We start from the raw sequence: 13760 nt of genomic DNA on the forward strand, positions 1-13760 counted from the left end.
GACCGATGATGACGGATTTTGCGACCCTGAAGTACGAGACGTCCGGCGGTAAAGCGTATATCACGCTCAACCGCCCCGATCGGCTCAACGCGATCGACGACCGGATGCCGTCTGACATTCGAAACGCGGTGGCAGCAGCCAATGACGACGACGAGGTCCGTGTGATCGTCTTGCAAGGTGCGGGCAAGGCATTTTGTGCCGGGTACGACCTCAAGAAGTTTGCCGAAGGTGCCCTTGACGGAAAGTGGAACCAGGGCCCGGTCTGGGACCCCATCAAGGACTTTCGCGGGATGAAGCAGAACACCGACGACTTCTTCACGCTCTGGCGATCGCTCAAGCCGACGATCTGCAAGGTTCAGGGATATGCGATTGCCGGTGGAAGTGACATCGCGCTGTCCTGCGACATGCTGATCATGGCCGACGACGCTCGCATCGGATACCCGCCTGCGCGTGTGTGGGGTTGCCCGACGACGGCGATGTGGGTGTACCGGCTCGGCGCCCAGCGTGCCAAGCGAATGCTGTTGACGGGAGACACCATTGACGGTGTCACTGCGGCTGACTGGGGATTGGCGCTCGAAGCGGTGCCGGCCGACGAATTGGACTCGGCGGTGGAAGCGTTGGCGGATCGCATCGCCGGTGTTCCGCTCAATCAGTTGGCCATGCAGAAGATGATGATCAACCAGGCGTACGACAACATGGGGCTGCAGGGCACCCAGGTGCTGGCAACCCTGTTCGACGGAATTACGCGTCACTCGCCGGAAGGGCGCTGGTTCAAGGATTTTGCCGAGCGCGACGGATTCCATGCCGCGGTTCAGTACCGCGATTCCGGACGCAAGATTCCAGACGGAGGCGGGCCGCTCCCCGCGTCCGACACCCCTCCTCGATAGAAAGTGGATGTGAGATGAGCAGTGTTCTCGAAACGTCGTACTTCCCCGCTGACGTGTCTGACCCGATAGAGGAGCAAACGGTGGGTGGGCTGCTGCGAGAGTGCGCCGCGGACTCGCCGAATCTGATTGCAATCAGAGAAGTGGTTCCGACGCAATCGCATTCGCTTTCCGGGGCGGCTGAAACCGATCGCACGTGGACCTTCGCGCAACTGCTGGACGAAGCGGAGGGGTGTGCGCACTACCTCTTGTCCCAGTTCGATCGCGGAGACAGGATCACCGTCTGGGCTCCGAACGTTCCGGAATGGATGATTCTGCAATACGGCGCCGCGCTCGCCGGGATGGTTCTGGTGACCGCCAATCCGGCGTTGGGTGCGGAGGAGCTGGCGTACGTCTTGTCGCAGTCCCAGTCTCGGGGGCTCTTCCACACCGGAAAGTTCCGCGGTGGCGATATGGCAGCGGTTGCATCCGAGGCGATTTCGATTTCGGGAGAAGAAGTTCTCGCAGTCAACTTCGAGGAGTGGGATCGCCAGGTTCGAGGTTGGGCGGGCGAACGGGGCGCTCTGCCGGAAGTCTCGCCTGACGACAATGCGCAGATCCAGTACACGTCGGGAACCACCGGAGTTCCCAAAGGTGCTCTGTTGCATCACCGCGGATTGGTCAACAATGCCGATTTCGTGAGTCGGAGAGGCCGATTCCCTGAGCGGGGTTCGGTTGTGTCGGCCATGCCGCTGTTCCACACCGCCGGGTGCGGCATCCTGGTTCTCGGCGCCGCGCAGCGAAGAATGTCCATCGGCCTGATCCAGTACTTCGATCCGACTGCGGTTCTCGATGCGGCGGAACGCTTTCACGCTGACGTGGTCAGTGGAGTGCCGACGATGCTGATCGCGATGATCAACGACGCCAGCTTCGCGAGTCGCGACTTTTCGGCCTGTTCGGTGGTCGTATCCGGCGGGTCGTCGGTCCCGCCCGAACTCGTCAGCACGGTGGAGTCGGCCTTCGGGGCGGGGTTCAGCATCGTCTACGGACAGACCGAGGCCAGCCCCGTCATCACACAGACCAGCCCGGCCGACACCCCCGAGGACAAGTCGGAGACGGTCGGACTCGCGTTGCCGCAGGTCGAAGTGAAGATCTCCGACGTCGTGACCGGGGACAGCGTGCCGCTCGGCGAACAAGGCGAGATCTGCGCGCGCGGGTACCTCGTCATGACCGAGTACTTCCGTAATCCGGAGGCTTCGGCCGACACCGTGGACAAGGACGGTTGGTTGCATACCGGCGATTTGGGGACGATGGACGAACGTGGATACGTCCGGGTTACCGGCCGCCTCAAGGACATGATCATCCGCGGCGGTGAGAACATCTATCCGCGTGAGGTCGAGTCCGTGATCTTCACACATCCGAAGATTCTCGACGTGGCGGTCGTGGGTGTGCCCGACGAGGTGTGGGGTGAGCGAGTTGTCGCCGTTATCCGCTGGAAGGACGAGTCCGACCAACCGACCGCCGCCGAGCTGGTCGAGTTCTGCACCGAGCGACTGGCGCGCCACAAGGCGCCCAAGGAGTGGTTCAGCGCGGAGGCGTTCCCACTGACAGGGTCGGGCAAGATCCAGAAATATCGAATTGCGAGCCTGGTCGGCGAAGGCGTGTACGGCGTCGTCAACTGATCGGTGCACATAGCACGTCGGAGCGATTCTGTCTGGGTTATCCCCGTAAATCGCTTCGACGTGCCCTGTTTATCCTGGTGCCGTGAGTTCAACCTTCGGTGAGACCGGACACAACGCCACCTCCAACCGCATTCGCGCCACAGCGTTTGCGTCGAAGGTGATGTCCGCGTCCGACGCCGTGAAGTTCATCAACCCGGGCGACACCGTCGCGATCAGCGGTTTCGCAAGCGCCGGTACACCAAAGGTTGTCATTCCGGCCCTGGCCGAGCGCATTCACCGGACCCGCGGCAACGGATCGAACTTCACGATCAATCTCCTGACCGGCGCTTCTGTGTCCACCGAGACCGAAAGGCTGCTCGCGGAGGTCGACGGAATCGCGCTGCGCATGCCGTATCAGTCCGAGGCCACCGCACGTCGCCGGATCAACGACGGTCGTATGGACTACGTGGACATCCATCTCTCCCACGTGGCTCAGCAGGTGTGGGAGGGCTACTACGGCAACGTAGACGTCGCGGTGGTCGAGGTCGCCGGTATCACCGAATCGGGGGAACTGATTCCCTCCGCGTCGATTGGCAACAACAAGACCTGGCTGGACGTCGCCGACAGGGTCATCCTCGAAGTCAACTCGTGGGTGCCCGAGGCGATGGAAGGTATTCACGACGTCTATTACGGCACCGCGCTGCCGCCGCATCGCAAGCCGCTCGAGATCATTCGTGTCGAGGACCGGATCGGCCAGACCACGTTCCGAGTGGATCCCACGAAGGTTGTGGCCGTTGTCGAGACCAACTGCCGTGACAGCGCGAGCCCTCTCACTGCACCCGACGCCGTCAGTGAGGCGATCGCCGGCCACGTCCTGGAATTCTTCGACTTCGAGGTGCGCGCCGGACGGATGCCGGCCGATACGTTGCTTCCGCTGCAGGCGGGCATCGGCAATGTCGCCAACGCGGTGCTCGGAGGGCTCGATCGGGGGCCGTATCGCGGCCTGACCTGCTACTCCGAGGTCATCCAGGACGGGATGCTGAAGCTGATCAAGGACGGAACCGTCGCGCATGCGTCGTCGACGGCTTTGGCGCTCACCGAAGAGGGCATCGAAGAACTGACCGCGAACATCGACTTCTACCGCCACCGCATCACGCTCCGTCCGCAGGAGATCAGCAACCACCCGGAGGTGGTGCGCAGACTCGGAATCATCGCCATGAACGGCATGCTCGAGGCCGACATCTACGGCAACGTGAACTCGACGCACGTCATGGGGACGAAGATCATGAACGGAATCGGCGGCTCGGGGGACTTCGCCCGCAACGGCTACGTGTCCATGTTCCTGAGCCCGTCGACGGACCGCGGCGGTGAGATCTCGGCGATCGTGCCGATGGTTCCGCACGTCGACCACACCGAGCACGACACTCAGGTGTTGGTGACCGAGCAGGGGTTGGCGGATCTGCGAGGTCTGTCGCCGCGGCGACGCGCGCGCCTGATCGTCGACAAGTGTGCTCACCCGGAATTCCGGCCACTGCTCCACGATTACATCGCTCGCGCCGACGCTCAACCGGGTGCGGGGCAGACGCCGCACATCCTGGGCGAGGCATTCTCGTTCCATCAGCGGTACATCGACACGGGTTCGATGCGCCTTTCGTGAAGCCAGGCAATGCTGCCGGCAGTGAGAGAATGCGAGGGTGAGCCGAACCGGGGTACCTGACGACGCCATACGCCGGGTTGCCGCGGCGGGGGCCGATGACGCCGGTGGCCTGCCCGTCGAACTGCTGGGTGATTTCCTCGACGTGCTCAGCGACGCTGTCTGTGAAGGGAAACCGCTGCAGCGTCGCCAGCTGCACCGCTTCCGCGCTCGCGGGGAAGAAGCAGCGCAGCAGGGTGTCGCCCTGCGAGCCCTGCTCGATCTGTATCTCTCCTCGGCCTGGCGTCTGTGGCGTGAACTGCCTGCTGTTATTGCGGCACAATCGGATCCGAACGCCGTCGTCGCGGCCGGCGAAGTGATGCTGCGTGCCGTCGACGATGCCGTCGCCGAACTGGCCGAAGGTTTTCAGTTGGCCAGGCGTTCTCTGGTCCGCTCGCAGGTATCGGCACGCCGCGAGTTCGTCGACGACTTGTTGACGGGCGGCGCTGACGTCGTCGGATTGTTGGATCGCGCTTCAGGATTCGGTCTCCACCTCAGTGGTCCGCATGCCGTGGCGGTAGTGACCGCCGCCCGTGAGTTCACCGACGACAACCCTTTGGTGCGCGCCGTCGAACGTGCCGTTCTGGGTAGCAAGGGTGACGCCGACGCGTTGGTCGCCAGCAAGAGCGGCAAACTGGTGGTCGTTTTCGCGGCGCCGGATCGCGATGCCGTCGACCACGTGCTGGCAGGGATTCGGTCGGCTCTCGGACCGGGGACCGATGACGATGGGCGAGTGCAGTTGCAGCGGCGTCCTTTGGACGGCACGTGGCAGATCGCTGTCGGGCGCCCTCGAACCACCGCTTCGGGCGTGGTGGCGTCGTACCGGGAGGCGCTGGACGCACTGGACCTGGCGCAGCGCCTGTCGTTGACCGCACCGATCATCGATGCTCGTGACCTGCTGGTCTACCGGGTTCTGGTCAACGACAGACCGGCGGTCACCGACCTGATCCATACCCTTCTCACACCGCTGCTCGAGGCGCGTGGTGGCGCTGGACCGATGATCGACACACTGCTCGCGTACTTTTCCGCCGGCGGCAATACGGCTAAGACCGCCCGAGACCTGCATTTGTCCGTCCGCGCCGTGACGTACCGGTTGGACCGCATCCGTGAACTCACCGGTCAGAACGTCAACGATCCCAACGACAGCTTCGCGCTCCACGCTGCCGTACTGGGTGCGAAGCTGCTCGACTGGCCGGCCACCGAGCTGACCTGATCAGCTTGCGCGGGCGCGTTCTTCGTAGGCAGCACGTGCCGCGGTGTCGACGTCGCCGAGAAACTGCGTCTCGACGCCGAACAGTCGGCTCAATGCCTCGTACGGCCGCCGGGGGAAGAAGCCCTGTGCCTGCACGAGTAGCCCGGACACCCGCGTAATACGTACGCGTGGAAGCGGTTTGGTGATCAAGCCGACGACGGCTTCGGCGATTTCCTCCGGCTGAACCTCTCGGAATCCCTTCATTCCCGAAGTGCCCGAGGTGAGTTGGGTGTTGGTGAGCGTCGGCAGCACGGACGAGATGTGAACTCCGGTGCCACGAACTTCCTTGCGGACAGAATCGGTGAAGCCCAACACCGCATGCTTGGCGCCGCAGTACGTCGACAAACCGGGGCACGGGAGTTCGCCTGCAAGCGAAGCGATGTTGATGACGTGTCCACGTCCGCGCGGAAGCATCCGTCGCAATGCGAGCTTGGTTCCCGTGATCACGCCGAGGACGTCGATCTCGATGATGCGTCTGGTCACGGAGTCGTCCTCGTCGACGATCCGTCCGACCGGCATGATGCCCGCATTGTTGACCAGCACGTCGATCGGGCCGAGTTCACCTTCGACGGTGTCGAGGAAGTCGAAGAACGAGGCGGGGTCGGTGACGTCGAGGCGCCCGAACGTGCGGATGCCCAAATCCTTGGCTGCTCGCGCGAGAGTGGCTTCGTCGATGTCGCCGATCGCGACCGTCGCACCCAGGCTGATCAGCCGCTTCGCGGTGGCGTATCCGATGCCCCGGGCGCCGCCGGTGATGACCACTACCTGACCGTCGAAAGGTTTGTTCATTTACTCCAGCGTCTCCAAAGATAGGGGTTGGTTGCAGTGAGATGAATCTGCAGGGATGTGATTGTGGACCAGTCGAAACCGGGTTGCTAGGGCTTCTTGGCCGAAGTGAGACGATAGATTTGTGACTAAGTCACAATCAGGGTGACAAGTCGGGGAGGCGCCATGGACACATCGGAGTTGGACGGCTGGATTGCAAATCTCGCGCCCATCTATCTCCAGCCGGAGGTGATCGACGGTTTCGTTCAACGCATCGACGACGCCATTGCGGTGGCCAATCCTGAAGTGGCGGGTGATCGGGAGCTACGACGCGATGTGGATGCGAGCACTGCGGCGCAGCTTCGAGTCATCGTGGCCGCGATCGCGGGCGGTTCCCAGGAGGTCACGCCGCCGCCGGAGTCGGTTGCGCTTGCACTCACCGTTGCCAGGCGCGGTATGGATCTTCGAGTCCTGCTCAAGATCTACGGTGCCGGACGCCTCGCGATGCTGGGCTTCGTCGACGAGTCGATAGAAGCACTCCCGATCGGTCCGGAACTCAAGCGCGCACTTCTGGTCCGAGTGTGGGGTTCGGCGATGAGATGGCTGGAAGTGACCACCGAATTGTTGGTGGCAACGTATGCGAAGGAGCGTGAGAGCTTGGCGCGCGGCGCTTTTGCGCGTCGGTCCGAGACGGTGCACGCGATTGTCGCAGGCGAAGCACTTCACTCCGATGAGGTGTCGCAGATTCTCGACTACCCGATGCGGCGCCACCACACTGCGTTTGTTCTCTGGACGGACGACACCGATCCGGCCGCCGACGTATTGGCCCGATTGGACTCGTATGCGCGTTCCTTTGTGGACGAGTCGAATGCCGAGCGCGTGCTGACGCTGCCTTCGGGGGCGCGCGAGGTGTGGTCGTGGGTCGCGCATTTCGACGACCATGAGTGGGCGGCGCTCGATCGTGCTCGGAATTCGGACCTCCGTGTCGCGGTGGGGGCCAGCGGTTACGGAATGGAAGGATTCGCGCGCAGTCACCGCGAGGCTCTCGCCGCGCAGCGCATCGCGGTCCGTTCGACGGGTTCGCCGGGGGTCACCGTCTACGAAGATGTTCAGGTTCCCTGTCTGCTCACCGAAGATCTGGACGAACTGCGTGCGTTGGTGGCCCGGGAATTGAAAGGACTCGCCGGCGCGGACGGTGTCACGACGCGTATCCGTGACACCGTTCGGGTCTATTACGAGAACAATTGCACTGCAGCCGCTACCGCCGTGGCGCTCGGTCTGCACAAGAACACCGTGCGGTATCGACTCGATCAGGCCGAAAAGCTGTTAGACCGCAGCGTGGACCAGCGTCGGCTGCCAACAGAGTTGGCGCTCATCGCGCTGGAGAGCTACGGAGCCGCCCTCCTGGCGAACCCGTGACTCGCTACTGCATGTCGTCGAGCCCGGGGAGCGAATAGCCGGAGCTGTCATCCCAATCGGCGGGGGTGTCGTCGAGTGAAACGTCCCAGTCTGCGTCGGGCACCGCCCGCCGGAGTTCGGTCAGAGCGTTGAACCAGTAGACGAGCGAAGGGATTACCTCGGTCGGGTCGCTCGAGATCTTTGTCGAACCGTTGAGCAGAGTGTCGGGGATATCCGACGGATAGAGGTCCAGGACCTCGTAGTCGAACGGAAATTCGTCGTTGTGGACGGCGATGAGTCGGTCGACTTCGGCCTTCTCGTCGTCGGTCAGCGGTGTGGTGCGGACGGCGGAGTAGTACAACGAGGTGCTCATGCTTGCCAGGCTAGAACAAGATGCCGTCCAGCGGCGGTTTCGGACGCAACACCCTCAGATTGCATGGTTTCGGCAACTTCAGGTGTGAAAGTCGTCGATATTTCGACCGGGATGGATAGAAGTCGGCAAGGAACACTGGAGAAGACGGCGAGACGGCCGTCCGAACCCAGTGAAGGAGCTCCCCGTGACCGCAGTCATCAGTGCCATTCGGGTAGGTGGTCAGCGATGAACGTTCCCATGTGGGCGTGGGCCGCGTTCGCCGCAGTCATCGTCGTCATGTTGCTCATCGACCTGCTCGCCCACCGCGGCGCGCACGTCATCGGCTTCAAGGAAGCGGCCTGGTGGAGTGCACTCTGGGTCGGTTTGTCTCTCGTATTCGCGGTGGTCGTCACCCTGACCTTGGGGGTGAACTCGGGCGTCGAATTCACCACGGCCTGGCTGTTGGAGAAGAGCCTCTCCGTCGACAACCTCTTCGTGTTCGCCCTGATCTTCGGTTACTTCAAGGTGCCCCGTGAATACCAGCACCGCGTGTTGTTCTTCGGTGTCATCGGCGCCCTGATCTTCCGCGGTATCTTCCTCGCCGCCGGCGTTGCCGTGGTCAGCAAGTTCACGGCCGTTCTGTTCGTCTTCGCCGCCATCCTGCTCTACAGCGCCTACAAGCTGCTCAAGGACGACGACGAGAACTTCGATCCGGGAACCTCGCTGGCGGTTCGCTTGCTGCGCAAGATCATGCCGGTCCGTGAGGAATACGCAGGAACCAAGTTCTTCGTCAAGGAAGCCGGAAAGCGCGTCGCAACACCACTGTTCGCCGTCGTCGTCGCCATCGAAGCTGCCGACCTCGTGTTCGCAGTCGACAGTGTCCCGGCAGTGCTGGCAGTGAGTGACGATCCATTCATCGTCTACTCCAGCAACGCGTTTGCGATCTTGGGTCTGCGTGCCCTGTACTTCCTGCTCTCGGGCCTGCTCGAGAAGTTCCACTACCTGTCCAAGGGTCTGTCGATCATCCTCGCCTTCATCGGCGTGAAGCTGATCATGCAGGCCAGCCACAAGGTGATCAGCACGTCGATCCCCGAGATTCCCTCACTGGTCAGCCTCGCGGTGATCATCGTGGTGTTGGCAGGCTCGATCATCCTGAGTCTCAAGAAGCCGCTACCGGAAGAGCCTGAGGCCGAAGAGGTTGCGACCGGTGATGCACCGATCGACCTCGAGAAGTCAGGTGCTGACGGCAGCATCGAGAAATCCGGCGTCCAGCTCGCAACCGGCGAGCGCGACGACGATGACGACAAGGTAGATGCTCGGCCCAGAGGCTGACGCCTGATCGGCTGAACGAATCGAAAAGGGAGACCACACAACGACGTGTGGTCTCCCTTTGTCAAATCATCACCAACTGCTTCCCCCGGTTGTGCCCCGAAAGCTGCCCGATCAAGGCCGCTGGGGCATTTTCGATGCCCTCGGTGACATCGTTGCGGTAGCGCAGTCCACCTTCGGCGATTCGAGCGGACGCCCACGCCCGGTACTCCGGGTACCGGTCGTAGTGGTCGTAGCAGATGAACCCTTCGATGCGTAGACGTTTGCGTAGTACAGGGCGCAGGGGAGGCCCGACTTCGCTTTCATCCTGGTTGTATTCGCTGATCATTCCGCACACGACGACCCTTCCGAAATCGGCCATGCGATCGAAAACCGCTCGCGTGATCGAGCCTCCGACGTTGTCGAAATAGACGTCGACGCCCTTCGGACACAATTCGTCCAACTGCTCGCCGATGTTCGCCGTCTTCCTATCTATGCAGGCGTCGAACCCCAATTCCTCCACAACGTATTCGGTCTTCTCACCCCCGGCGATTCCGATCACCCGGGCGCCCGCCAGCTTCGCGATTTGGCCTGCAACCATGCCGACTGCTCCGCCGGCCGCCGAAACCACGACTGTGTCTCGCTCTCGGACGTCGGCGACCAACCGCATTCCGCAGTGTGCGACAAATCCTGGCTGTCCTAGAATTCCGAGTTCATCTCCTAGGGAAGCTCGATTCTCCCTCGGTATGCGGTCCAGGGCAGCGCCTTTGATTGTGTGATAAACCTGCCAGTGCGTGCCGCCTCGAACCAAATCACCTGCCGCAAAGTCAGGATGCCGCGAAGAAATCACTTCGCCGACTGCGATGCCGTCCAAACCGGAGTGCGCAGGCACCACTCCAGCCAAGACGACGTCGCCGATACCGGCAACAGCTCCCAACGGCCCGGGGGCAGAGCTGGTGGACGGTAGGCGTCTTCGTATCGCCGGATCGATCGAAAGATAGTGGGCGCGGAACAGAACTTCGCCGTCCGCGGGCGGCCGGATCGGAACCTCGTCGATCCGAAAATCTTCTACGACAGGCAAGCCGCGGGGAGCTCGAACGACTCGCACAGCGCGGTTCACATATTCGGTCATGCGCAATTTCCAATCTGCTTCGACACCGGTTCGCATCACTTCTCGGGACGATTGCCCGGAATTGATCTCGCCGCCTTACTGATTCACGGCGAAGACGTCTGGGAATTCTGTCCTCGAGCAGCAAGGAGCGCACCTTCCCGCCCGCTCAGTGAGAATGTGGCAACCCGACGTCCGGAGCGCGACTTCATTTCCCATACAGCGGGCGGTTTGTTGGTTGCCTCGTAGTCCGACTGTGAAGCTCTGCGCAGTTCAGTTCAGTTCAGCGCAGCGCTGACGCTCGTCACCAGTGGTATTCGGCTGTGGATTTTTACGAGGGCGTCAATGATCTGCCAGATCTTGTGTGAGTGATTTTGTCGAGGACGAGAGGTTGACTATGACTTCGCCGGTGGGTTCGGAGCGTGCGGTTCATGACACAACGGATTGGCTCAGAACGGGATTGGTCGATCCAACGGAGCCAGGCTTCCTGTCCGATCCGTACGCGCGGTACGCGATTGCGCGAGAAGTTGCTCCGGTACAACAGCATTCGAATGGCGTATACATGCTTTTCGCCTACGACGACGTGAAACGCGCACTGGCGGACAAGTCGCTGAGTTCGTCGGAACAGTATGCACTCGAGGCACCGCGCAATATGCGGATCAAGGCGGCCGGTGGCAGCGACGCCTACTTGTTGCGCCCATCGTTGTCGAAGCTGGATCCGCCGGACCATCTGGCATTGCGCAAGCTACTGGCGCGCCCGTTCACGCCCAGGGCAATCAAGCGTTACGACGCGCGGGCGAAGGAAATCGTCGACGAGTTGCTTGCCGATCATGGACGGGGCTCCGAGATCGAGCTGGTGACGGAAGTTGCTCATCCGCTACCGATTCGCCTTGTCTGCGAAATTTTCGGTATCCCCGTACCTGCCGACACCGATACGATGTTCGAGTGGACCCGTAAGGGACTCAACCTACTCGATCCGTTTCTGACTGCCGAGCAGACCAGCGACTACATTTCCGCTCAGCGTGATTTCTCGGCACACCTTCAGGACGTTATCGCTTGGAAGCGCAACAATCTTGGCGACGACATCCTGTCGGACTTCATCTCCGCCGGCGACGAAGGCGAGATAATCGGGCCGGATCAAGTTGCCGCTACCGTGCAGACTTTGGTCATCGCCGGACTGGACACCACAGTCAATCAGGTCGGTCTCACCATGAATGCACTTATGGGCCATCGTGATCAGTGGGAACGACTCGTCGACGACAGGGCACTGCTCGATCACGCGGTAGAAGAAGTCCTGCGCTATGAGCCGACGGCGCAGTTGATGATTCGCATTGCTCCCGAGGATTACGCGGTGGGAGATGCGGTGATTCCGGCCGGAAATCACATTGTGACGTGGCTGGCGTCGGCAAACCGCGATGAAACTCGATTCGGTCCGAACGCGGACAGATTGGACTGGTCGAGGTCAAATGTCCGGGACCACATCACGTTCGGTCACGGTGCGCACGCTTGCCTCGGTGCGTGGTTGGCCCGGCTGGAGATCAAGACCATCCTGAATGCGTTGATCGACAAAGCGCCGAAGACCGAGCTCGTCGACGGTGGAGTGACGTGGGGTGGCACGGCCTTTATCCGCGGTGTCTCCGAACTGCGATTGAACCTTTTCTGATTGCACGAGTTCGTGAACAGACCACTCGGTGGGCAAGTCGGTGTCAGATGGTCGACGTCTTGTTAGTCTGGGCCGGTGCCTGATCCCGCAACTGCGTGTTACCCGGCATTGCCCGCGACAAGTTGGGCAGTGCTGGGAATGCTCACATTCGGAGAAGAACTCAGTGGCAGCGATCTGAAAAGCTGGGCCGACTGGAGCATCGGGTTCTATTACTGGAGCCCGTCGGTGAGCCAGGTCTATACCGAGCTCAAAAAGCTGGAAACGCTGGGATTCGTCAGTTCGCGGGAGGTTTCGGAATCGGGTGGGCGTCGTCGACGAGTGTTCACGATAACCGAATCCGGTATCGAGGCTCTCAGATCATGGTCACGCCGATCGGAGATCGAAACCCCCGTTCTCAAACATGGAGTGATGTTGAGACTGTGGGTCGGCCACCTCAACGACCCCGATCAGCTCAAGTCGATAGTGCTCGATCACATCGACAACCTCGAGGCAAAGAAGCTCAAGGCAATCGAACACGCCGATAACTCGGAGAATGAACCCGCCTGGGCATTTACCGAGATGAGTCTGCGATGGATAGGCCGCCATTTTCAGATGGAGATCGACCTCGCCGCTCAGTTGCTCGATGACATCGATGAGGCCGCCGCTCGATTCGCGCAAGGCGACGCCAACTCTCTCGGCTTGCCGCAGCCCGTCAATGCCGGTAGTTGGAAGTTGATCTGAGCGTGCGGAGGTACAACTCTCCAGATTCTGCCCCACGCCAATAGAATTGTGCTGTCGAGGTTTTCGTGCCCAGTCTTCGTGCTTAGTCTTCGTGCCTAGTCTTCGTGCCTACTGAGCTCGCATGCTTTCGGTGGTCCGGACGCCCGCATTTCGCCACAGGGAAGCGGCTGTTTCCCGAAGAAGCCCGGTGAGAGGCGAGTTCCGCTCGTCGAGCGGCATTTGTCGGAGCGGTCCGCAGATCGACAGCGCGGAGGTCGCGACGCCGATCGGGCCGATCGGAGTGGCGATCGTGCCGAATCCGTCGATCGGCGTGTCACGGCCGTATCCCACGCCGGTTTTTCGGACCTCGTCGGCCGCCTCTCCTCGCTCGTTGTTGAAGGTGTGGAGGACCCTGCCGACGAGAGTTCCGTCTGCGCGCGTGCTGAAACCGATCCGATTCGGAATCATGCTGGCGAAACGACCTGCCATGTGGGCGCGGCACACCACATTTGAGCCGTCGAGAATCGTCATCTCGACGATCAGTCCGGTACGCCGGTGCAATTCGTACAGGTGCGGATGCGCAGCTGAGTGAAGTCTGTCCTGGTACACGGCCAACGAGCCGAGTTCCACGAGCCGCAACCCGAGCGTGTAATCGCGGCCGCTGCGGTGCAGCCACCGAAGTTGGACCAGATGGTCGAGTATGCGGTGGGCTGAAGACCTTGGAAGCCCGGTTCGTCGGACAATCTCGGCGAGGGTGAGACGATCTCGACCGCCGAACGCATCCAGTAGCAGAGAGACTCGGTCGAGGAAGGCGTTCGGCGTTGCGGGATCGACCTCGAGCTGGAGCGACATGTGTTCCCTCTGCTATCCCGTAGTCAAGTTGGACAACTGCCCTGGACAAGGCTATTTCGATTAGGAATGATGACATGTTTTTTCTGCTTTGTGAAGAAGGCCACCCTGTGGATCGGACGCCTCCGGTGCTCGTCGGCGGAAACGGA

The 13760-nt window shown here is 61.5% G+C and carries 12 protein-coding genes; 8 read left to right on the forward strand and 4 right to left on the reverse strand.

Translation table 11 applies throughout. The features are described 5' to 3' along the window. Nucleotides 1-8: 8 nt before the first annotated feature. The 4 genes from V3587_RS21230 (at nucleotide 9) to V3587_RS21245 (ending at nucleotide 5430) form a co-directional block, all read left to right on the forward strand. Nucleotides 9-887 carry a crotonase/enoyl-CoA hydratase family protein gene (locus V3587_RS21230; protein WP_283377143.1) on the forward strand — a complete coding sequence of 293 codons (879 nt, stop codon included), beginning with the start codon at nucleotides 9-11 and terminating at the stop codon, nucleotides 885-887. A gap of 14 nt (nucleotides 888-901) precedes the next feature. Next, entirely contained in the window at nucleotides 902-2545 is a 1644-nt protein-coding gene (locus V3587_RS21235) for an AMP-binding protein (protein ID WP_099697172.1), read from the forward strand. A gap of 82 nt (nucleotides 2546-2627) precedes the next feature. Continuing rightward, nucleotides 2628-4181, forward strand: a complete 1554-nt coding sequence (locus tag V3587_RS21240) for an acetyl-CoA hydrolase/transferase family protein (RefSeq protein WP_283377144.1) — start codon at nucleotides 2628-2630, stop codon at nucleotides 4179-4181. 37 nt (nucleotides 4182-4218) lie between these two features. Beyond that, nucleotides 4219-5430 carry a PucR family transcriptional regulator gene (locus V3587_RS21245; RefSeq protein WP_007730515.1) on the forward strand — a complete coding sequence of 404 codons (1212 nt, stop codon included), beginning with the start codon at nucleotides 4219-4221 and terminating at the stop codon, nucleotides 5428-5430. On the opposite strand, the gene V3587_RS21250 is transcribed toward V3587_RS21245, so the two are convergent. Continuing rightward, nucleotides 5431-6258: an SDR family oxidoreductase gene (locus V3587_RS21250; RefSeq protein ID WP_228401443.1), complete on the reverse strand. Its 828-nt coding sequence runs from the start codon at nucleotides 6256-6258 to the stop codon at nucleotides 5431-5433. A 162-nt stretch (nucleotides 6259-6420) separates the two neighbouring features. Here V3587_RS21250 and V3587_RS21255 point away from each other — a divergent pair, with 162 nt between their 5' ends. Further along, entirely contained in the window at nucleotides 6421-7653 is a 1233-nt protein-coding gene (locus V3587_RS21255) for a PucR family transcriptional regulator (protein WP_042451555.1), read from the forward strand. Nucleotides 7654-7657: 4 nt separating this feature from the next. On the opposite strand, the gene V3587_RS21260 is transcribed toward V3587_RS21255, so the two are convergent. Then, the gene (locus tag V3587_RS21260; protein WP_030536118.1) at nucleotides 7658-8005 is read right to left on the reverse strand and encodes a hypothetical protein; all 348 of its coding nucleotides are present in this window, start codon (nucleotides 8003-8005) and stop codon (nucleotides 7658-7660) included. A 225-nt stretch (nucleotides 8006-8230) separates the two neighbouring features. On the opposite strand from V3587_RS21260, the gene V3587_RS21265 reads away from it, so the two are divergent. Further along, nucleotides 8231-9316 (forward strand): TerC family protein, encoded by a 1086-nt coding sequence (locus tag V3587_RS21265; protein WP_003942925.1) that lies wholly within the window; start codon nucleotides 8231-8233, stop codon nucleotides 9314-9316. Between the two features lie 61 nt (nucleotides 9317-9377). Here the strand turns inward: V3587_RS21265 and V3587_RS21270 are convergent, their stop codons facing one another. After that, entirely contained in the window at nucleotides 9378-10424 is a 1047-nt protein-coding gene (locus V3587_RS21270) for an NADP-dependent oxidoreductase (RefSeq protein ID WP_042451682.1), read from the reverse strand. Between the two features lie 373 nt (nucleotides 10425-10797). Between V3587_RS21270 and V3587_RS21275 the strand changes: the two genes are divergently transcribed. Next, a complete protein-coding gene (locus tag V3587_RS21275; RefSeq protein WP_007730518.1) occupies nucleotides 10798-12063 on the forward strand; it encodes a cytochrome P450 in 1266 nt (421 codons plus the stop codon). A 138-nt stretch (nucleotides 12064-12201) separates the two neighbouring features. Continuing rightward, the gene (locus V3587_RS21280) at nucleotides 12202-12783 is read left to right on the forward strand and encodes a PadR family transcriptional regulator (protein ID WP_065352790.1); all 582 of its coding nucleotides are present in this window, start codon (nucleotides 12202-12204) and stop codon (nucleotides 12781-12783) included. 108 nt (nucleotides 12784-12891) lie between these two features. Here the strand turns inward: V3587_RS21280 and V3587_RS21285 are convergent, their stop codons facing one another. Further along, the gene (locus tag V3587_RS21285; RefSeq protein WP_007730520.1) at nucleotides 12892-13614 is read right to left on the reverse strand and encodes an IclR family transcriptional regulator; all 723 of its coding nucleotides are present in this window, start codon (nucleotides 13612-13614) and stop codon (nucleotides 12892-12894) included. Nucleotides 13615-13760 lie beyond the last annotated feature (146 nt).

Origin of the sequence: Rhodococcus sp. IEGM 1306, assembly GCF_036541985.1 — a bacterium.
Taxonomy (GTDB): domain Bacteria; phylum Actinomycetota; class Actinomycetes; order Mycobacteriales; family Mycobacteriaceae; genus Rhodococcus_F; species Rhodococcus_F qingshengii.